The organism is Pedobacter frigoris (assembly GCF_005116445.1).
GTDB classification, from domain to species: domain Bacteria; phylum Bacteroidota; class Bacteroidia; order Sphingobacteriales; family Sphingobacteriaceae; genus Pedobacter; species Pedobacter frigoris.
In genome coordinates this window covers 108,915-131,040 of record NZ_SWBQ01000004.1, presented here as the reverse complement: position 1 = coordinate 131,040, position 22,126 = coordinate 108,915, and the positions used below count along the sequence as shown (strand labels likewise).

Sequence of the window (22,126 nt, the reverse complement as noted above, 5' to 3'; positions counted from 1 at the left end):
ACTTTATTTCTCATTCAGAAATCTAATGAATAGCAATTACGACCTTTTAATTTCAAAGATTAATGAGTTTATACAAAAGTTTTACCTCAATAAACTTTTGCGTGGAAGCATATATTCTGCTGCGTTATTGCTTGCCTTGTACCTTTTGCTGTTCCTCCTGGTTTATTATGCCAATCCGGGTGTAGGTATTAAAACGTTCCTTTTTTTCTCGTTTGTACTTACGGCCCTGCTCTCCATTTATTTCTGGATAATAAAACCCGCGCTGTCTTATTTTCATCTGGGCAAAAACCTGAGCATAGAACAGGCGGCAAACCTAATCGGAGGTCATTTCTTTAATGTTAAAGACAAACTGATCAACACCCTTCAGTTAAAGACCCTGGCAGATCAAAACCCGGAAAACAGTATGCTCATCCTTGCCGGCATTGATCAGAAAATCACGGAACTGAGGCCTATTCCTTTTACCAGCGCCATTCGCTTAAATGAGAATAAAAAGTATATAAAATACCTACTTTTTCCTTTTTCAGTCATTATCCTTATCGCTATCATTGCTCCTTCTATCTTAAAAGAAGGAACCAGTAGTTTCGTTCAGTATAGTAAAGAGATTCTACCAAAAGCACCTTTTGATTTCGAGCTTTTAAACAGAAAACTGATCTACTCACAGGGCGAAGATGTAACCATAAACCTGAAACTAAAGGGAGACGAAATCCCTCAGGATGTGTACATTTCGGATGGCGTAAACTCTTATAAGCTGGAGAAGGAGAACACAACCAAGTTTAGATACACCTTTAAAAACCTTCAAAAGAATAAAAAAATACAGTTCTCAGCCGGCGGATTCAATTCTACATCCTACCTGATTGAAGTAAAACCAAGGCCTGCTGTACTCAACATTTCTGCCAGGTTAAATTATCCGGCATATCTGAACAAACAGACCGAAACCATTCAAAATGCGGGAGACCTGCTAATCCCGGAAGGCACGGCTGTAACCTGGGCGCTAAATACAGAGAACAGCAGCGAGCTTACCTTTATTTTGGCCAGCAAAGCATATCTGCTGTCTGCAGCGGAAAACAACTTCTCCTTCAGCAGCAGGATATTGGCTAATATGGCCTACATGATCATTCCAGGAAACAAGTTTATCAAGAGCAAGGACTCCCTTAAGCATCAAATAACAGTGATTAAAGATGCTTTTCCTACCATTTCTGTTATGGAAACTGCCGACTCCCTGAGCAGTAAAGCACTTTACTTTTCTGGTACAATTGCTGATGATCACGGCTTCTCTTCGCTGAAACTCCACTACAATATCAAGGAGAACGGCAGCTTAAAAAGCACCGTTGCCAAATCTATCTCTGTTAAAAGGAACAGCCAGGAAAATACCTTCTTCTATTTTTGGAATTTAAACGAGGTCGCTATTAAGCCCGGACAAGTTTTGGAGTACTACTTTGAGGTTGCCGACAATGACGGCGTAAACGGCCCCAAAAACACTAAATCTGACATTAAAATACTGGAGGTTCCAACCGAAAGACAAGTAACAGAAAAACTGGATCAGGGGAGTGCAATCTTAAAGCAGAAAATGGAGAAGGCAATTAAACTTGCCTCCACCGTAGAGAAGGAAAGTAAGAAGCTTGGAGAAACCCTGCTGGATAAGAAACAGCTTTCTTTTGATGACAAAAAGCAGGTGGAGCAATTGCTGGAGAAGCAAAAACAGCTTGAAGAGGCCGTAAAGGAAATCAAGGAGCTGAACAAGAAAAACACCTTTGAAAAGGAAGAAAACAATGCCATAAAAGAGGAATTGGCCGAAAAACAAAAACAGATAGACGACCTGTTCAAAAATGTTTTAGACGAAAAAACAAAAGAATTGCTGGAAAAGCTTCAAAATCTGATGGACGAGAATAACAAGGACCAAACTCAGAATGAGCTTTCTAAAATGCAGATGGACAATAAATCGCTCAAAAATGAGCTGGATCGCATATTGGAGCTATATAAACAACTGGAGTTCGAGCAAAACCTTCAAAAGAACATTGATAAACTGGACGAGCTCACTAAACAGCAAAAGGAACAGGCTGCAAAAACCGCCGATAAAGATGCTTCCGCCACTAAGCAAAAAGAAGAACAGCAAAAAATATCTGAAGACTTTGAAGACCTGAAAAAAGACATGGAAAAGCTGGACGAGAAAAATAAAGATCTGGAAAGACCAAACTCTTTTAAGAACCCTGAAAAGAAAACTGAAAGCATCAAGGAGCAGCAAAAATCCAGTGAAAACAACCTGAAACAAAACAATAAAAATGAAGCGGCGAAGGATCAGCAAAAAGCTGGAGAGGAGATGGAAAAACTCGCTCAGGAAATGAAGGAAATGCAGCAACAATCGGAAGAAATGGAGAACAATCTGAATGCCCGGGAGCTGCGCCAGTTGTTGGAAAACCTATTGAACACTTCTTTTGATCAGGAAAAAGTAATGCTCAGCTTGAAAAACATGAGCAGCAGTGATCCTTTATATACTGCAAACGTTCAAAAACAACGCAGCATTAAGGACAACATGAAGACCATCGCCGACAGTTTGTTTGCGCTAAGCAAAAGAGTTCCGCAGATTGAATCCACAGTGAATGAAGAAATGCAGAAGATTAATTTCAACATGGATAAAGCGCTGGAAAATCTCGGAGAACGAATTACTTCTTCGGCAAACAGGAACCAGCAATATGCCATGACTTCCATCAACAACCTTTCGCTGATGCTGAATGAGGCTCTGGACCAGCTGCAAAATATGGCGAAGAACCCCTCCTCTGGCGGAAAGAGCAAAAAGCAAAGCATGAAACAATTGCAGCAAATGCAGCAGCAGCTGAATGATAACATGCAGAAAGCACGTCAGGAAATGCAGAAAAGTGGAAATCAGGGTAAAGTGCCCAAAGGACAGATGAGCCAGGAATTTGGCAAAATGGCCCAGCAGCAACAAATGATCAGAGAAGCACTGCAAAAAATAAACAGGGAAGACAATAAAGACGGCAAAGGGAAACTCGGAGATCTGAATAAAACGATTGAAGACATGAAGGCTACAGAGAACGACCTGGTTAATAAACGAATACAACAGGAAACTATGAATCGTCAGAAAGAATTGCTGACCAAGCTCCTTGATGCTGAAAAAGCAGAACGTGAACAGGATCAGGATTCAAAAAGAGAAAGTAAGGCAGCAAAGGACTTCCCTCCTTCCTATAAACAAATGATGGAGAAGTTTAAAAAGATGCAACAATCAGAGACAGAATGGCTTCAGAAACTTCCTCCAAACCTGAACTACTACTATAAAAATAAGATTGCAGAATACTTTAAATTACTAAATTCGGCCCAATAAAATTCAAAGGCATGCCAGTAGTTAATTTTTTCACAGAAGACATAAAACACACCCTCAAGAAAAAGACCATTCTTAAAAAATGGATAAAAGATACCATTATCGCGGAAGGCTACAGACTTGAGGAACTAAATTTTATATTGTGTTCTGACGAATATCTACTGCGTATAAACCAGGAATACCTGGATCACGACACCTATACCGACGTGATTACTTTTGACAACTCTGAGGCGCCTAAAACGATCGTAGGCGACATTTTTATCAGCATAGAGCGAATAAAAGAAAACGCATCGACATATAAGCATGCTCCGGAAACTGAACTACATCGGGTGATGATCCATGGCACACTTCATCTTTTGGGCTACAAAGACAAAGGTAAAGCGGCAAAAGTTCAGATGACGGAAAAGGAAGATCAGTACCTTTCTCTGCTGTTGGTTGAAAGCGCAGAATAAATTCTGGCGAAAGGGCGGAAGAGATATCACTTTTTACTTCGCGGAAGTATCAAAAACAGTCAACACAGCGGCATGGTCAGATGGCCAAACATCGTCTATTTCAGGTGCTGATCTAATGATTTTGGACGATAAAGCTTTAAGTCCTTTTCCCTTATAGTAGACATAATCAATTCTGGAGGTTTGAAGGTGGCCAAATATTGTAGCGAAAGTACCTCCCTGATTTTTTAGTTCATCTGGATTTAATTGCCTGAAACTGTCAGTATATCCCTTTTCAGTCATCAACTGCGATACTGGCATCGCTACGGGACCATAGCCATTGTGCAGCGCGGCGGCTCTCGTAGTCCAGTCCTTATGACTTCCTGAATTAAAATCTCCGCCAATAATAACCGCGGGATCTTCTTTCTTCAATAAGGGCTCAATGTCTTTTTCCAGATTAGCCATTGCGTCTTTATAGCCGAATTGCTTATCTTCTTCAATCCATTTAATTGGATCAAGCCCTTTATTTAGATATTCAACAGTGTATGCCGGCCTGTAAGCATACCTCAGCCACCAATCGGACACCAAGACCGCTTTTTTATTTGGGAGCCTCAGAAGAGCCGTATTTGCCTTGAAGTTATCGTTCGATGGCTGCTTCTCTATTGGATATCGGCTAAACAATGCCAAATTAGCTGAAGATGATGGTGTCTGCATGAAAAACCCTAAAGAATCCGCCAGCATCTGCTGTGATCCGTAGGCTTCTTGCATGGTAATCAGATCTGCATTGGTGCTTCTGATCAGGTCCTTAATGCGATTCCTTCCATTATCCCCCATATGGACGCCGCCATGCCAGATATTCCATTGAAGAACTTTAAGGAAATCAGGATTCGCGGTTGAATTTACGGTAATCTTTTTTGGTTCGCAGTCCTTACTTTCTTCTGGCATATGGCTTATTCCGTTCAAAGAAAATGAGGATATATTTGCGTGCAGTACATTTCCTGGAATTGCGTCTTTGGAAACATCAAAAGTGACCAGCAGGTAGTTTATACCTTTCTTCAGCCTGACTGATTTTGCTTGTTCAGATTTCAAAATGATATTTCTACGGGGGGTGATATTACCCTCAAACAAAGGTATTCTTGAGTTATCTCTTGCGGCGCTCCCTGCGTGATAAACATGAATTCCTTTAAGATCACTTAGTGATGTAGTACCCGACAGGTCCAATTTTAAACCAGTAAGTTTAATGACCCGATCAGTTTCATTGACCACAATTCTTAATTTTAGAATCTGGTCGTTTTTACTTCCCTGGTCGGCATCCCACTCACTCTGAATACTTACGGCATTAAATATTTGGTCTTTTATTACGGGAACGTTGAACAAGCCGTTATCGTTCGCCGCCAGTTTAGCCAAAGGCAATTTTCCTTTATAATCAAGCCTCGTATTTCTCATATGATAAGCCTGGTGCCCTTTTCCGACAAGATTTATACACACATCGTCGCTCATTGCATCAAAATTGTAATATGCTTTCAGGCTTTTATAATGAGGGTGCTTTGAATTCAATGGCATGTAAGCCCACTTTTTTAGGAGATCCCCAGACAGCGCCTTTTCCCAGATTCTAACCTCATCTATCAATCCGCCGAAAGTATTAGCGCTCTTATTGTACGCACCAATAGTTCCTGGAAGTATAGAAAAAGATGCCGTTGAAGTGGCGATAAGATTCCCGTCCAGATACAACCGGCTGTGCTTTCCATCATTACTCAAAGCAACATGGTGCCATTTATCATCTAATACTTTTGCGCCATAGAGATCCGCTTTTGCACTGAATAACCTGCCATTCTTCAGACCTATAGTCACCGTGTCCACCTCATTAACATCTCCATATTCTCCCGCGCCAATGATCGTTTCCATGGCTTTCCATTGAGCATCATTTCCCTTTATCCACGCTTCTACTGTCCAGCTAGGTTTGATGATATCCATTCCAATGCAGGGATTATTATCCGCGCCATCCAGATGCAGCGCCATATTTCCTTTAGCTGCAGGAGTACTCGATTGGATTTGAGACTTAACCACTGTATACGAGCACATTACGGCCATTAAGATTATAAATTTTAGGGGATTCATAAAGAAAGCAACGACAGTTAACTATAACTACACTAAGTTTAATATAAATACACTTTATCGAAGGTAAAATTATATTTTATTAATTCCGTACTTTTGCAGGTAGTTTCTTATATAATATCGTTAAACACAGACTTTGAGCACACTAATTGCAGCCGAAAACTTAGGCCATGCTTATCACGACGAATGGCTTTTTAAAAACTTAACCCTGGGCATACAAACTGGTCAGCGCGTAGCGCTGGTAGGTATAAATGGAGCCGGGAAGAGCACTCTATTAAAATTACTTGCTGAAAGATTTTCTCCATTAGAGGGCAAAATCGTAAAGAATAAATCTGTTAAAATTGGGTTTCTGGATCAGGAACCCTCATTTCCGGATGGATATTCTATCAGCGATTTTATTTTTTCTCTTGAAAACAAGCAGCAACAGCTGATCAAAGAGTATGAGGAATTAATTGAAGATCCTAATCCGGATGAGAAAACATTAAATCGTTTATATGAAGAATTAAGCGAACACAATGCATGGGAGTATGAACATGAAATTAAAACCATTCTCAGCAGAATGGGTATTCATCATCTTCAGCAAAAGATTCATACTCTATCGGGCGGACAAAAGAAACGTATTGCGTTAGCTAAGCTTCTGATAGAAGATCCGGAGATTTATGTGCTGGATGAACCTACGAATCATTTGGATATTGACACGATTGAATGGCTTGAAAAATTACTGACTTCAGGAAACAAGACCATTCTTTTGGTTACTCACGACAGGTACTTTCTGGACAACGTCTGTAATACGATTGTAGAGCTCGACCGAGGAAAGATTTACAACTACAACGGCAACTATGCTTACTTCCTCGAGAAGAAATCAGAAAGAGAAGCCTCGGACGAGAGTACATTTCAGAAGAACAAAAATCTTTTGAAGAAAGAATTAGAATGGATGAGACGTATGCCACAAGCGCGCGGAACTAAATCTCAAGCCAGAATTGATGCTTTTTACGACTTAGACAGTAAAACTAAACAAAGAACTGACAACCAAAGCATTACCTTAAAAGTCAAAATGTCGAGGCAAGGAAATAAAATTCTTGAACTTGACCACATCGGACAGTCCTTTAATGATAAAAAAATCATCAATGATTTCACTTATACATTTAAAAGAGCTGACAGAATTGGATTGGCTGGTAAAAATGGAACTGGAAAATCCACGTTACTGAATCTCATCACTGGTTTTTTAAAACCCGAGCAAGGGAATGTAAGCACTGGAGAAACTACCGTATATGGTTATTACAAACAAGGCGGATTAGCCTTCAACGAAAAAGAAAGAGTAATCGATATCGTGAAGTCAGACGCAGAATACATTAAGATGGCCGACGGTCAAACCATCTCTGCATCTCAGCTATTGACTTTGTTTCTCTTCCCTCCTAAGAAGCAACACGGCATGGTCGAGAAATTGAGTGGGGGAGAAAAGAAACGTTTGCACCTCATGAAAGTCTTGATGCAGAATCCAAACTTTCTAATCTTGGATGAGCCGACAAATGATCTTGATATCGACACCTTAAATGTATTGGAAGAATTTTTGGAAAACTTCCCTGGTGTATTGATCCTTGTTTCGCACGACAGGTACCTTTTAGATAAAATGAGTGAACAATTATTCATTATGGAAGGTAACGGTGAAGTAACCATCTACAATGGAAACTATTCGGAATACAGACTAAGCCTTGATGTAGCCAAGGAAAAGCCAGAGCAGAAAAAGAAAGAAAATCCTGCACCTGCTCCTACTCTATCAGTCACGAAAAAGCTAAGCTACAAGGAACAAAAGGAACTAGAAGACCTCGAATCAAGAATGCCTGCAATCGAATCAGCAATTGCAAAGCTAACAGAGTCATTGCTTAGCATTGATAGTGCAAACTATGTAGAGATACAAGCGATCACGAAATCAATTGAAGAATTAAACCGCGAAATGGACTCCATAATGGAACGTTGGCTGGAATTATCAGAATAAAAAATAATTGTTCCACGTGAAACCTGGGCCGAAACAGGAAGCTTTAAACATGTGTTTCACGTGGAACAATTCTAAAATATAAACAAAATGTTTAAAGAATACGACGTTATTGTAGTTGGTGCCGGACACGCCGGTTGCGAGGCAGCGGCAGCGGCAGCTAACCTCGGCTCGTCAGTTTTGCTCATAACAATGAACATGGAAACCATTGCTCAGATGAGTTGCAACCCTGCTATGGGTGGTGTTGCGAAAGGTCAAATTGTTAGAGAGATCGATGCTATGGGCGGATACTCTGGAATCATTTCCGACAAAACGACCTTGCAATTTAGAATGCTCAACCTTTCCAAAGGTCCGGCAATGTGGAGTCCACGAAGTCAAAATGATCGTAAAAGATTTGCTGAAGAATGGAGACTTGCTTTAGAAAGAACACCTAATGTTGACTTTTGGCAAGAGATGGTGAGTAGTCTTTTGATCAAAAATAACACAGTCGTCGGCGTTAAAACTTCGCTTGGAATTGAAATCAAAGGCAAATCTGTGGTACTCACTAACGGCACGTTTTTAAACGGACTCATTCATATCGGAGAGAAGAAATTTGGTGGTGGCCGTACCGGAGAAAAAGCCGCAACAGGATTAACGGAACAACTCACTGAGTTGGGCTTTGAGGCCGGAAGAATGAAAACAGGCACTCCTCCCCGAGTGGACGGACGCTCGCTAAACTATAGTCTAATGGAAGAGCAATGGGGAGATGAAAGCCCAGGCAGATTCTCCTATACCAATGTAGATCTTCCTAAAGAACAAAGATGCTGCTGGATCACCTATACCAATTCAAATGTTCACGAAACACTTAAAGAAGGTTTCGAAAAATCACCTATGTTTACCGGACGTATCAAAGGTCTTGGACCAAGATATTGCCCTTCCATAGAAGACAAAATCAACCGTTTTGCTGAACGAGAACGACATCAGATCTTCGTAGAGCCTGAAGGCTGGAATACCTGTGAAATCTATGTAAATGGGTTCTCTACTTCTCTCCCCGAGGATGTGCAATACAAAGCCCTTACACAAATCCCTGGATTTGAAAACGCTAAAATGTTCAGGCCAGGATATGCCATTGAATACGACTATTTTCCACCTACCCAGTTGTCCTTGACACTTGAAACAAAGCTAATTAGCAATTTATTCTTTGCGGGCCAGATAAATGGAACTACTGGTTACGAAGAAGCTGCTAGTCAGGGGTTTATAGCCGGAATCAATGCACACCAAAAGGTGTTTGACCAACACGAGCTGATCATGAAAAGATCAGAATCATATATAGGGGTACTTATAGATGATCTGGTAACAAAAGGAACGGAAGAGCCTTACCGTATGTTCACCTCACGAGCAGAACATCGCCTTCTTTTAAGACAAGATAATGCCGATATACGCCTATCCCCTATTGGACATCAACTAGGACTGATCAATGACGAACGCTTACAAATTGTAAAAGATAAGGTTCAAAACTCTGATCAGATAGTTGATTTCGCTAAAAAACAGGGCATAGATAAATCAGAAGCAAATTCGCTGTTAGAAGAATTAGGAACCAGCCCGCTGACACAAAGTGTTAAACTATTTAGTTTATTGAGCAGGCCTCAGGTAGGAATAAATGACATGCGAACAGTAAGTAATGGTTTTAATGAATTTTTGGATAAATTTGATAAAGAAACTATTGAACAAGCTGAAATAAAAATCAAATACGAGAGTTATTTTGAAAAAGAACAGGAAATAGTAAACAAGATGCAAAAGATGGAGGACAAAGACATCAATCCGAATTTTGATTATTCTCAACTAGTTTCCCTTTCAAAAGAAGCAAGAGAAAAATTATTAAAGATAAAACCAAGAACTTTAGGGCAGGCATCAAGAATTTCTGGCGTTTCTCCTTCAGATATATCAGTTTTAATGGTACATATCAGTAAATAATACGTAAATCATTGATTTTAAATATTTTGGATCTTAATAAGATAGCTGTAAATCCAAAGCGTTTTAATGTGATTTAAGACACTTTTAAATATTTTTAATATTATCTGTCGAAAAGACAGTTAAATTTAACAGAGCGCATATAAATGGTCAAAAAAGGCACCTCCTCAATTTTAACTTATTTTACCTCCCTCCTATTTGCAATTATGCTTTTTGGGGGATGTGCAAGCATTCAAACTCCACAAGGTGGGCCAAGAGATACGGAGCCACCGAAGATGTTAAAAATGGAGCCGGAAAATCTGACTACAAATTTTAAAGCGAAGAAAGTAGTTATAGAGTTCGATGAATATTTCAAATTACAAAATGAGTTTAAAGAATTTTCTGTTTCACCCGAAATGGCTAAGCCCCCTATTTTAAAACCTAAGGGAAAGAAACTAGAAATATCATTTCCTGATACGCTTGAAATGAATACAACGTATACGTTAAACTTTGGAAAATCAATTGCCGATGTAAACGAAGGAAATGCAGTAAAGAACTTTACCTATGTTTTCGCCACGGGTCCGCAACTGGACTCACTCAGCATAAAAGGTCGCATTATAAATTCCCTCACCGGGGAACCCGAACTGGATGCTTTGGCTTTTATATTACCTATAAACCGGGACACGCTATTTGGAAAATCAAGACCATCTATCTATACTTTGACAGACAGCAGTGGTAATTATAGCCTAAACAACCTTCGAAAAGATACTTACCGGCTTTATGTAATCAAAGAAAAAGGCGGTGATAAGGTTTATCAGCAAGCCACTGATGAAGTTGGTTTTTTAAAGGATTCCATCTTACTTACTAAAAACCTCGATAGCATGAATATGAAAATATTCAAAGAAGACGCTACTGATTTCAGAATGTTAGAGAAGAGGTTAAATAATGATGGAAGCATCACATTTGCTTTCAACCAAAAGCTGAGAAAGCCTCAGGTGACGGTTATAGATCCTAAAGCGATCGATGCCTCTAAGAAGTATAGGTTCAATAAAAACAATGATTCTTTGAAAGTCTGGCTCACTGACCTTAGTTTCGACTCCACTAAAATCGTCATCAGTGACGAGGGCAAAATGCTGGATACTGCATCCTTTACAAGGGGTAAGAAAGAGACCTATGCAAGGGTGCTGACGGCGACCAATAACATTGAAGGTAGAGCTATTAACCCAAATAAACCTTTGAGACTTACCTTCAATTTCCCAATAGATAGCGTCAACATAAATAAAATAACCTTTTTGGAAGATTCAGTTCCGAAAACTGATTTCACGCTGCTAAAAGACACCTCAGATTTCCTTTCTTATACCATAAAATATCCCTGGAGGGCTAAAAAATCTTATGACATTAAATTTGGGGCTGGGGCATTTACAGCAATATTCAATGCAAAGAATAAAGAGTTTAATACCGTATTTGAACTTGGTAGTAAAGACGATTATGGCACATTAAAAGTGAAAATTGTAGTTCCCGAAAAGGATAAAAGCTATATAGTTGAAATTGTTGATGCTAACAAAAGTATCGTAAATACTATTGTTGTAAGACAAGACACAGCCGTAAACTTCAGCAACTATAAAGCCGGGAAATACTTTATCAGGGTCACTTATGACACCAATAAAAATGGTAAATGGGATACCGGAAATGTGAAATTAAGGCTTCAGCCGGAAAAAATCTGGAATGAGCCCAAAGAACTCTCTATCAGGGCAAACTGGGAAAGAAATGAGATAATTACTATTCTAAAACAATAATTATCTGAACCAGTCAGCATACATGATATAATTATCAGGCAGCTTATTTAATAAAGCCCTTTGCTCCTCAGTAATGGGCTTTATCTTTTTTGCGGGAGTTCCTGCGTAAATATATCCACTCTCGCAATGTGTATTTTCCAATACAACCGATCCTGCCGCAATAATTGTATAGTCCTCGACTATTGCATTATCCATAATAATAGCGCCCATACCCACCAGGATATGATCCTTTAATGTACAGCCATGCACTATTGCATTATGCCCAATAGAAACCCTATTTCCAATTATTGTAGCCGCCTTCAAATAAGTAGCATGAATGACAGCACCATCCTGAATATTACTGTCGTTGCCTATGGTGATGCTATTGACATCCCCTCTGATCACCGCATTAAACCAAACAGAGCAATTTTTGCCCATTACAACATCACCCACAATAGTTGCATTTGGCGCTATAAAACAATTCTCATCCCACTTTGGATGTACGTCTTTCACTGGTAAAATAACTGGCATAAATCTAAAATATAGTGTCTGTTAACTGTTCGGCATGACTAGGATAATCTGTCGTATAATGCAGTCCCCTGCTCTCTTTACGTGCCATCGCAGATTTAATGACTACATAGGCTACTTGTATCACATTTCTCAGCTCACAAAGCTTTACAGACACCTTATTTGCCTTGTAAAAATCTTCCGTTTCCTGGTGCAAAAGATACAAACGCCTCATGGCCCTATCCAATCTAAAATCAGAGCGAACGATACCCACATAATCACTCATCAGCTTCTGGGTTTCGCGAAGATTGTGGGTAACCAATATATCCTCATTTGACTGTGTTACACCGTGGTCATTCCATTCCGGTATGTCATCAGGAATCACGCTACTTTTAAACTGTTCTATCGCGTCCAGGTAAATCCTGTGGGCAAAAACGGGAGCTTCAAGTAAGGAATTGGAAGCTAACCTGTTTGCGCCATGAAGTCCTGTAGATGAACATTCGCCACAAGCATACAAATTTTTAATAGATGACCTTCCGTACTCGTCTACCATAATCCCGCCACACATATAATGAGCAGCAGGAGTAACCGGAATCAAATCCTTGGTCATATCTATACCTATGGACAAACATTTAGCGTATATATTAGGAAAATGTGCCAAAATATCTGCCTTCTTTCTATTTCTGATATCCAGGTAAACAAAATCCTCGCCCGATTTCTTCATTTCAGAGTCAATGGCCCTGGCTACTATATCACGAGGTGCCAGCGAACCTCGTTTATCATATTCATACATGAATTCATCACCATTCTTCCTTCTCAGCACTCCGCCAAATCCCCTTACAGCCTCTGATATTAAGAAAGCCGGGTACTCTCCTGGGTGATATAAAGCCGTAGGATGGAACTGTATGAATTCCATATTTCTCAATTTTCCCTTAGCACGATATACCATCGCCATCCCGTCACCTGTAGCAATAACCGGATTCGTTGTGCTCGAATAAATATGTCCGGCACCACCAGAAGCAAGGATAGTCACATTTGCCAATATCTTTTCCACATCGTTAAGCTCTGTGTTAAAGGCATATATGCCATAACAGTTGATATCTTCAGTGCTCTTATCCACATGTTTACCAAGATGATGTTGGGTAATCAATTCCAGGCAGAAGTAATGTGTTAATATCTCTATGTTCTCATTCTTATGAATCTGCTTCAACAAAACACTTTCAATTTCATACCCGGTGACATCTTTATAATGTAATACACGATGTTCAGAATGCCCCCCCTCCTTAGCCAGATCGTATACTCCGGTCTGATTTTTATCGAAATTTATGCCGTAATCAATAATCTCTTCTATACGTTGAGGCCCCTCTTTTACAACGATTTCCACAATTTCAGGATCGCATAATCCGTCGCCTGCGATGAGTGTATCTTCAATATGTTTTTCAAAAGAATCATCTTTATCTACAACAACAGCAACCCCACCCTGGGCATATTTAGTGTTGGACTCATCTTCGTTAGATTTGGTCACGATGAGCACCTTGCCGTGCTTAGCCGCCTTCAGTGCAAAACTCAAACCTGCTATCCCTGATCCTATCACTAAAAAATCTACTTTTTTCATTATTTCTTATTGATACTCAACTGTTATGAAAATTATAAAAACCCTTCTAAAAATACCAAAATTCACTAAATATGTAGTGTTGTTAACAACGTTGATATAATTGTTAACTTCTTGTCGATATAAATAGAACAAATAATTTTGAATGTTTAAAGCTAAGGTAAAATGGCAATTTGACACAATATTTTAAGTTATTTTTAAGCAACTTTGCATCGGTTATTAACTTTTTACGCACACGCTAACAATAAACATATTGGTATTGATAAGTTTTTGAAGCTTTTAATATGTAGTTGTAAATCAGATCATATTTTAAATAATAATGTAATCTCAATGTTAGTAAATTATTAATAACTCATATAAAAGCATTAAAAAAAAGTATTTTTAAACAATACCAACACACTAATAAACAATAGAAATCTATTTATATTAAATAATTATAATTTATTGAAGTGTTGAAAGCGCTTACCTTTACGGCAGCTTCAAAAAAATAGAAAAACAAAAAATGGATACCTTAGAGGAATTAAACAGAAAAGGTTTTGTAGATGAAAAGATCGATCCAACACTTGATCTTTTTGAAGAAATTGAAAAGTTAAAAAAGGAAAAGAATGCAATTATACTTGCTCACTATTACCAAGAACCTGATATTCAGGATATAGCAGATTATATTGGTGATAGTTTAGGTCTCTCACAGGAAGCCGCTAAAACGGAAGCTGATGTGATCGTGTTTGCAGGAGTTCACTTTATGGCGGAAACTGCGAAGATACTTTCTCCACAAAAAAAGGTTTTACTACCTGATTTAAAGGCAGGTTGTTCATTGGCAGACAGCTGTCCACCACATCTATTTAAGAAATTTAAGGAGAAATATCCTGATCATATTGTCATTACATATGTAAACTGCACAGCGGAATTAAAAGCTTTGAGTGATATTGTCTGTACTTCTACAAATGCCGTTCAGATTGTGGAAAGTTTGCCAAAAGATACTAAAATCATCTTTGGACCAGATAAAAACCTAGGTGCCTGGGTAGCTAAAAAAACAGGCAGAGACCTTGTGTTGTGGAATGGAGCCTGCATGGTGCATGAAATTTTCTCCAGAGAAAAAATAACGAAGCTAAAAGAGCGTCATCCAAATGCTAAGTTCATTGCACACCCTGAGTGTGAAGAAGCTGTGTTAAAAATGGCGGATTATATTGGATCTACTACAGGATTGCTGAAATATACCATCAACAGTGATGCTAAAGAATTCATTGTTGCTACAGAAAGCGGAATTATCCATCAAATGGAAAAAGCTTGTCCTGATAAAACCTTCATTCCAGCACCTCCAAACAATAATTGTGCATGTAATGATTGTCCATATATGAAGAGAAATACGCTGGAAAAGCTTTATCTGTGTATAAAAAATGGTCTTCCTGAGGTAACTGTACCAGCAGATATCATTGTAGAAGCAAGAAAACCGATAGAAAGAATGCTGGAAATTTCAGCAAGTTTGGGATTGTAAGAATTTAGTAATTGTAACTCTTTCTTCATCCTGAATTTATTTCAGGATCCCGGAATAGAAAGACGGCTATGAAGTTCGGCATCCTGAAATAAATTCAGGATGAAGACCGCTTAAAGAAAAGAATATTATGTTTGAAAATAAAGAACGTACCGACATTGCAGAATTAGGAGAATTTGGCCTGATTAAACACCTCACTGATAACTTTAAAATCAGGCATGAAAGCAGTATCAAAGGAATTGGCGACGATGCTGCAGTATTGAATTTTAATAACAAAGAGGTATTGATTTCTACAGATCTTTTACTGGAAGGAATACATTTTGATCTGGCTTACGTACCACTTATTCATTTGGGCTATAAAGCCGTGCAAGTGAATCTAAGCGATATTTATGCGATGAATGGTATCGCTACTCAAATTACTGTTTCTATTGGCTTATCGAGCAAATTTCCGCTTGAAGCTGTTGAAGAAATTTATAAGGGAGTAGAGCTGGCATGTAATAAATTCAATATCGACCTGATTGGGGGTGATACCTCTACCAGTAAACAAGGACTTGTAATTAGTGTAACCAGTATTGGTTATGCTGAAAAGAAAGACATTTGCTATAGAAATGGCGCTGAAGAAGGTGATCTGATCTGTGTATCAGGAGATTTGGGAGGGGCTTATGTTGGACTTCAAATTCTGGAAAGAGAGAAACTAGTATTTCTGGAAAACCCAAATATCCAGCCTGATCTGGAAGGAAAAGATTACATCATAGAGCGTCAGTTAAAGCCCGAAGGAAGAAGGGACATTGTAGATTTATTGGCACAAATGGACATTAAGCCCACTGCTATGATTGATGTTTCTGATGGTTTGGCTTCTGAAATATTGCACATCTGTACACAATCGGAAAAAGGCTGTACACTTTATGAAGAGAAAATTCCTATTGATCCAACTACTTACGAAACGGCAAGGGAATTAGGACTTGATCCTACAATATGTGCTTTGAGTGGCGGTGAAGATTATGAACTGTTATTTACGATCAAACAAGCTGATTATACTAAATTGAAAAATGATGTGGATATCAGTATTATAGGTCATATAACAGACAAAAATTCAGGCTGTAAAATGGTTTCCAAATCTGATGTGGTACATGAGTTAAAAGCTCAGGGCTGGAATGCATTTAAGGGCTAATTTTTAAGTATTTACTACGCCCGTCATCTCGAGTGTAACGAGAAATCTCTTGTTCAGACATAGTTTAGAAGATATCTCACGATGTTCGAGATGACGAAGAATACGATGACCAGCAGGTTATAAAATTATGTTACAATTACTCACTATCCAAAAATCTGGTGTCAATCTGCTTTGTAGCTTTGGCACCTAATTTCCTGATCTTTTCAGAAGTATTGGACAGATTTCCACTTCCCGTAGACAGCTTATTTAACGCCCTGTCATACGCATCCTGACTTTGTTTTATATTTTTGCCAATACTTTCCATATCACTTAAAAAGCCAACAAATTTATCATACATACTACCACTTAACCTTGCTATTTCCAAAACATTTCTGTTCTGTCTTTCCTGCTTCCAGATGCTGGCAATGGTTCTTAATGTTGCTAATAAAGTAGAAGGACTTACGATAACTACTTTCCTGTCCCAGGCATAATTAAATAACTCAGCATCTTGCTGAACCGCAATTCCAAATGAAGATTCAATAGAAATAAAGAGCAGCACAAAATCGGGAGAATTGATCTGGTATAAATCATGATAATTCTTACCGGAAAGACCTTGTATATGCGTTTTGATAGAAATAATGTGCTGTTTTAAATAAAGTTCACGCTCTTCATCCTGATCAGTGGTAACGAGACGCTCATAAGCCACAAGGGAAACTTTAGCATCTATGATGACATGTTTGTCATCCGGCAGATCAATAATCACATCCGGTTGTACCCTATTCCCTTCAGCAGCATTTAAACTGGTTTGTATCCTATATTCCCGGTCTTTGATCAGACCCGATCTTTCCAATATTCGTTCCAGTATGACCTCACCCCAGTTGCCCTGCTTTTTACTGTCTCCTTTAAGTGCTTTGGTCAGGTTATTTGCATCCTCCTGGATCTGTTTACTCTGATCCATCAGTTGGGAAATAACCCCTTTGAGTATATTTCTTTCATCAGACTCAGATTTATATACCTTTTCTACTTTCTCTTCAAAAGCTTTGATATTTTCCTTAAGCGGGTTTAATATTACGTCAAGATTGGCCTTATTTTGCTCAGTAAATTTTAGGGTTTTTTCATCCAGTACTTTACTTGCAATATTTTCAAATTCCATTTTAAACTTTTGCTGTAACTCAGCAATATATTTATCCTGTTCCAGTTGCTTCTCGCGTTGGGCAAGTAATGTTTCTTCGGCCTTTATGGCTTTACTGTGCTCATTGATATAATTTATTCTGAGATCATCCAGTTCATCTTCCAGCTTCAGTTTTTCTTCTTTGAGGTAGTCCAGCGCTTTTTGATGTTCGGCCTCTTTAAGCTGCAACAGCGCTATAGAATTACTAACCGGCTTCCTAAAAAAGAAAATAACTATTGCTACTAAAATTATGATCAATAGACCTATGATTATACCTTCCATACTAATATTTTTATCAAATATCGGTATTTTACATAATATTACAAACCTAACCTGGTTTCGCCAAACAAGTATACTGTAACTTTAATAGTTATATGATTTTCCTTTTAGATATAATTTAAGTCTTTATGATTTATTGGTGAAAAACGGGAACGCTTTTTGATTCTTACAAAATGTAATCGTTACAGAGAATGACGATGAGTATTGATGGAAAACATACACTACGAAAATGGGACTTTATTTGATTTTAATTATCCCGGTTCTGATATTAAGCATGTTTGTACAATGGCGATTTAGAAGTAAATTTTCGAAATATGCACATATGCAATTGAACTCGGGGTTTTCAGGAAAAGAGGTGGCAGAGAAAATGCTTCGGGACAATGGAATATACGATGTGAGGGTGATGAGCACTGACGGGCAGCTATCAGATCATTATAATCCTGCCGATAAAACAGTAAATTTGAGTACAGATGTTTATTATGGGCGAAGTGTTGCCGCGGCAGCAGTAGCTGCGCATGAATGCGGACATGCCCTTCAGCAGGCCCGCTCCTATGCCTGGTTAAATCTAAGGAGCAGTATGGTTCCGGTAGTAAGCATTACTTCCAACCTATTACAATGGGTACTAATCATAGGGGTTTTGCTGATCGCCTTTACATTTAATCCCATCGTATTGGCTATAGGAGTAGCCGGACTCGCTTTAATCACCATATTTAGTATCATCACCCTTCCGGTAGAATTTGATGCCAGTAAAAGGGCCTTACAGTGGCTTAAAAATAACAAAGGGATACTATATACCACAGAAGAACATACACAAGCTAAAGATGCACTTTGGTGGGCGGCGATGACTTATGTAGTGGCGGCTCTTGGTGCCATGACCAATCTTATTTATTACCTTTCAATATTATTTGGAAGACAAAGAGGATAAGGATAATTTTTAGTTTAACCGGTAAGGAACGATCAGTTCAAATTCCGGTATTTCAACGATAAATTCGGTATTATCTACCATGAGCTGCATTAAATAATTACCGCTCATGCTACCCATGTCAGTAGATAAATTACATGCAGACACGTAAGAATGATAAGATCCGGGCTCTATAACGGGCTGAACACCAACTACACCCTCTCCCTCTACTTCTCGTTGTGTACCATTTGAATCAAATATAAACCATTGACGTCTTTTCAATTGGATTACATGATCAGACAAGTTTTCTATATTGATGCGGTACGCAAATGTAAATCGCTGCTGATCATGATTTGAAAAATCATCCTGATAAGCTGTTTCAACTGATATTTTTATGCCGTTTGTGATTGCTGTTACCATTACAATGCCAATTTAGAAAAGTTTTTTCAAAAATCAAGCCATTTCGCCAACAGGCTCAATGTTGCGGTATTTATGCGCCACTTCGTCCAGTATACTATGGATAGTATCAATGTTCTCTTCTTTGACCAACAGCATTCTATAAGGTTTAAAATCAGGTAAACCCTTAAAATAATTGGCATAATGCCTTCTCATTTCAAAAATACCCACCCTTGGTCCTTTCCAGGCAATTGATTTTTCAAAATGCGTACGGCAAACTGAAACCCTTTCCTGAATAGTAGGACCTGCCAGTGTTTTGCCTGTATTGAAAAAGTGCCTGATTTCCCTGAAAATCCATGGATATCCAATAGCAGCCCTGCCAATCATAATACCATCGATTTCGTATTCTAACCTCCAGTCTGCGGCTTTTTGAATGCTGTCTACATCGCCATTTCCAAAAATTGGTATTTTAATGCGTGGATTTCTTTTGATTTCCCTGATCAGGGTCCAGTCAGCTTCGCCTTTATACAATTGAGCCCTGGTCCTGCCATGAATGGTTAAGGCCTGTATGCCTATATCCTGCAGTCTCTCAGCTACTTCTTCTACGTTTTTGGTATTGTCATCCCAGCCCAGACGGGTTTTTACAGTTACAGGAAGATGAGTAGCTTTTACCACAGCTTCTGTCATTTTAACCATCTTATCGATATCCTGCAATAAAGCAGAACCAGCACCTTTACAGGCAACCTGTTTAACCGGGCAACCGTAATTGATGTCCATCAGATCAGGACCGGCCAGTGTAGCTATTTCTGTTGCTTCACGCATGTGGTCTATCTCACTTCCAAAGATCTGTATACCGATAGGACGTTCATATTCAAAGATATCCAGTTTTGCCCTGCTTTTCGCGGCATCACGGATCAGTCCTTCCGATGAAATAAACTCGGTATACATCATGTCTACCCCACTTTGCTTGCATACAAAACGGAAGGGAGGATCGCTCACATCTTCCATTGGGGCAAGCAACAAAGGGAACTCACCCAAATCTATATTTCCTATCTTTACAGACATTTTTCTATCTTCAAACCAAATTTCAAAGTACAAAGGTACAAATTAATTAAAAATGGATTTCATCCCTCAGGAACGCGAAGAAAATAGTGGCATTGTACAGCTGCTCAGATTGGTGATGTATGTAATGGGTAGCTTGCTCCTGGTTTCAATCATAGCCGCACTTATAGTAGTAGGAATTTATGGCCTGGAAGCGCTGATGGATTCGGATAATTCAAATTATATAGGAAGTATGAGAATCATGCTTATTGCCACTTCAATAGGTATATTTATGATTCCTGCTTTGTTTCTAGCTTATACAGAGAAAGGAAGTATCAAGAAATTTTACGGTTTTGACACACCGAAAGTTTCCTGGCTTGCCATGGTCTTGCTGATCATTATTGTATCCATGCCTTTCCTGGAATGGACTGTCGCTATCAACCAAAAAATGACATTTCCCGGGTATTTAAAATGGCTGGGAGATTGGATGAGACATAAGGAAGATGAAACAGCAGCGATTACCTTACTGCTGCTGGACATGAAAGGAATCATGGATTTGGTTATCAATATCGTCATGATTGCTATTGTTCCTGCTGTGGCAGAAGAACTGATGTTCAGGGGAGCTATACAGCGTTCGTTTACTAAAATATTCAATAACCCACATGTGGCCATTTGGTGCTCAGCATTTATATTCAGCGCGATACATATTCAGTTTTTTGGGTTTTTACCCAGGTTTTTAATGGGTGCAGCATTTGGATATATTTATTTCTGGAGTGGAAGTTTATGGTATGCCATTTTCGGACATTTCTTGAACAACGCCTATGCCGTATGTGTGGCATGGTATATGAAAAAAAACAACCTACCTTTGTCCGACGCAGAGGGAATGCATTTTGCCTGGTATGGCTATCTGATCAGTTTTGCACTGAGCATTCTGGCATTTCAATATTTTAAAAAGCAAACTACAAAATGAAGACAAGGGCTATAACCGCTTTCTTTTTTACTATAGTAATGTTGGGCTCCATTCTTTTGGGACCTTATACTTTTACTTTTTTCTATTTGATCTTAAGTCTGGTTGCTTTATTTGAATTCTTTGGGATCATCAAGACGGCGGGTATTCGTCCGCATAGGAATATTGCATTGTTTGCCGCCGGACTCATCTTTTTGATGACTGCCGGCTATCATTTGCTGCAGTTCGAAAACAAGTTTATGCTGCTGATCGTCCCATTGATATTTTCAGTATTCATCAGTGAACTCTATAAGAAAGAAAAAATCCCGTTCTCCAATATTGCCTACACATTTGTAGGTTTTGTGTATGTCACCGTTCCGTTTTGCTTTTTTTATTCACTCGGGTTCATACAACAGGCAGGCGAATATAACTTTCATCTGCCGCTCTCCTTCCTGCTCATGCTCTGGGCAAGCGATACAGGTCAATATCTTTTTGGTGTGAAATTCGGAAAAAGACGTTTGTTTGAGCGCCATTCGCCTAAAAAGTCATGGGAAGGTTTCTTTGGCGGAATATTTACTACATTATTGGTGTCTTTCCTAATTTCCTTATTTTTCACTGAAATCCATCCGCTTATATTTGGTGGAATGGCTATTTTGATCGTGGGCTTCGGTACTTTGGGAGATCTGGTAGAATCCATGCTGAAAAGAAGTCTGGATGTAAAGGATTCTGGCACTTTTCTTCCTGGCCATGGTGGCTTTTTGGATCGTTTTGACGGACTTTTAATAGCTGCGCCAGTAGTTTATGCTTATCTCTATCTTTTATTGAAATAAGGACTTTATTTAAAGCTCTTTTAGGTTTCCGTTTGCTTCTGCTTAAGGCTTTCTGCACATTTGCTTAAGGGTTAGTTCGTTTCCAATCGCAGCAACCCTTTAGATAATACGAAGCAGGGCTTTAGTTGAATAGAGTGAAGGTAAAGGCCAGAGCGCTTATTTACCTGCTTGTTATACTGCTGCATGAGCAATGCGATGGGACGGGTTTCATTGATATGAAGGCTGGC

At 38.9% G+C, this 22,126-nt stretch carries 16 protein-coding genes; 10 read left to right on the top strand and 6 right to left on the bottom strand.

Annotated elements, in window-relative coordinates; all coding sequences use genetic code 11:
- The first annotated feature begins 25 nt into the window (after nt 1-25).
- Both FA047_RS14325 and ybeY read left to right on the top strand, forming a co-directional pair.
- On the top strand, nt 26-3,337 hold the full coding sequence (locus tag FA047_RS14325; RefSeq protein ID WP_136836765.1) for a DUF4175 family protein: 3,312 nt from the start codon (nt 26-28) through the stop codon (nt 3,335-3,337).
- 11 nt (nt 3,338-3,348) lie between these two features.
- Nucleotides 3,349-3,786, top strand: a complete 438-nt coding sequence (gene ybeY / locus FA047_RS14320) for an rRNA maturation RNase YbeY (RefSeq protein WP_136836764.1) — start codon at nt 3,349-3,351, stop codon at nt 3,784-3,786.
- A gap of 33 nt (nt 3,787-3,819) precedes the next feature.
- On the opposite strand, the gene FA047_RS14315 is transcribed toward ybeY, so the two are convergent.
- Complete coding sequence (locus FA047_RS14315; RefSeq protein ID WP_205943319.1) at nt 3,820-5,853, bottom strand: endonuclease/exonuclease/phosphatase family protein; 2,034 nt, start codon at nt 5,851-5,853, stop codon at nt 3,820-3,822.
- 160 nt (nt 5,854-6,013) lie between these two features.
- Between FA047_RS14315 and FA047_RS14310 the strand changes: the two genes are divergently transcribed.
- The 3 genes from FA047_RS14310 to FA047_RS14300 all read left to right on the top strand — a co-directional run bounded on the left by FA047_RS14310 (nt 6,014) and on the right by FA047_RS14300 (nt 11,595).
- On the top strand, nt 6,014-7,873 hold the full coding sequence (locus tag FA047_RS14310; RefSeq protein ID WP_136836762.1) for an ABC-F family ATP-binding cassette domain-containing protein: 1,860 nt from the start codon (nt 6,014-6,016) through the stop codon (nt 7,871-7,873).
- A gap of 87 nt (nt 7,874-7,960) precedes the next feature.
- Nucleotides 7,961-9,823: a tRNA uridine-5-carboxymethylaminomethyl(34) synthesis enzyme MnmG gene (gene mnmG, locus FA047_RS14305; RefSeq protein ID WP_136836761.1), complete on the top strand. Its 1,863-nt coding sequence runs from the start codon at nt 7,961-7,963 to the stop codon at nt 9,821-9,823.
- Nucleotides 9,824-9,966: 143 nt separating this feature from the next.
- Complete coding sequence (locus tag FA047_RS14300; protein WP_136836760.1) at nt 9,967-11,595, top strand: Ig-like domain-containing domain; 1,629 nt, start codon at nt 9,967-9,969, stop codon at nt 11,593-11,595.
- On the opposite strand, the gene FA047_RS14295 is transcribed toward FA047_RS14300, so the two are convergent.
- Nucleotides 11,596-12,105 (bottom strand): gamma carbonic anhydrase family protein, encoded by a 510-nt coding sequence (locus FA047_RS14295; RefSeq protein WP_136836759.1) that lies wholly within the window; start codon nt 12,103-12,105, stop codon nt 11,596-11,598.
- A gap of 4 nt (nt 12,106-12,109) precedes the next feature.
- Nucleotides 12,110-13,696 (bottom strand): L-aspartate oxidase, encoded by a 1,587-nt coding sequence (nadB, locus tag FA047_RS14290; RefSeq protein ID WP_136836758.1) that lies wholly within the window; start codon nt 13,694-13,696, stop codon nt 12,110-12,112.
- A 499-nt stretch (nt 13,697-14,195) separates the two neighbouring features.
- On the opposite strand from nadB, the gene nadA reads away from it, so the two are divergent.
- On the top strand, nt 14,196-15,188 hold the full coding sequence (nadA, locus tag FA047_RS14285; protein WP_136836757.1) for a quinolinate synthase NadA: 993 nt from the start codon (nt 14,196-14,198) through the stop codon (nt 15,186-15,188).
- Nucleotides 15,189-15,315: 127 nt separating this feature from the next.
- Nucleotides 15,316-16,356, top strand: a complete 1,041-nt coding sequence (gene thiL, locus FA047_RS14280) for a thiamine-phosphate kinase (protein WP_136836756.1) — start codon at nt 15,316-15,318, stop codon at nt 16,354-16,356.
- A 136-nt stretch (nt 16,357-16,492) separates the two neighbouring features.
- On the opposite strand, the gene FA047_RS14275 is transcribed toward thiL, so the two are convergent.
- Nucleotides 16,493-17,788 (bottom strand): DNA recombination protein RmuC, encoded by a 1,296-nt coding sequence (locus FA047_RS14275; RefSeq protein ID WP_136836755.1) that lies wholly within the window; start codon nt 17,786-17,788, stop codon nt 16,493-16,495.
- Nucleotides 17,789-18,014: 226 nt separating this feature from the next.
- Here FA047_RS14275 and FA047_RS14270 point away from each other — a divergent pair, with 226 nt between their 5' ends.
- A complete protein-coding gene (locus FA047_RS14270; protein ID WP_136836754.1) occupies nt 18,015-18,710 on the top strand; it encodes a zinc metallopeptidase in 696 nt (231 codons plus the stop codon).
- Nucleotides 18,711-18,719: 9 nt separating this feature from the next.
- Here FA047_RS14270 and apaG read toward each other — a convergent pair whose 3' ends face one another.
- Both apaG and dusB read right to left on the bottom strand, forming a co-directional pair.
- Entirely contained in the window at nt 18,720-19,106 is a 387-nt protein-coding gene (apaG, locus tag FA047_RS14265) for a Co2+/Mg2+ efflux protein ApaG (RefSeq protein ID WP_136836753.1), read from the bottom strand.
- A gap of 33 nt (nt 19,107-19,139) precedes the next feature.
- Nucleotides 19,140-20,147 (bottom strand): tRNA dihydrouridine synthase DusB, encoded by a 1,008-nt coding sequence (dusB, locus tag FA047_RS14260; protein ID WP_136836752.1) that lies wholly within the window; start codon nt 20,145-20,147, stop codon nt 19,140-19,142.
- Nucleotides 20,148-20,199: 52 nt separating this feature from the next.
- On the opposite strand from dusB, the gene FA047_RS14255 reads away from it, so the two are divergent.
- Nucleotides 20,200-21,093 carry a CPBP family intramembrane glutamic endopeptidase gene (locus FA047_RS14255; protein ID WP_136836751.1) on the top strand — a complete coding sequence of 298 codons (894 nt, stop codon included), beginning with the start codon at nt 20,200-20,202 and terminating at the stop codon, nt 21,091-21,093.
- Nucleotides 21,090-21,899 carry a phosphatidate cytidylyltransferase gene (locus FA047_RS14250; RefSeq protein WP_136836750.1) on the top strand — a complete coding sequence of 270 codons (810 nt, stop codon included), beginning with the start codon at nt 21,090-21,092 and terminating at the stop codon, nt 21,897-21,899. Before FA047_RS14255 ends, FA047_RS14250 begins: the two co-directional genes overlap by 4 nt.
- The last annotated feature ends 227 nt before the right edge of the window (nt 21,900-22,126 follow it).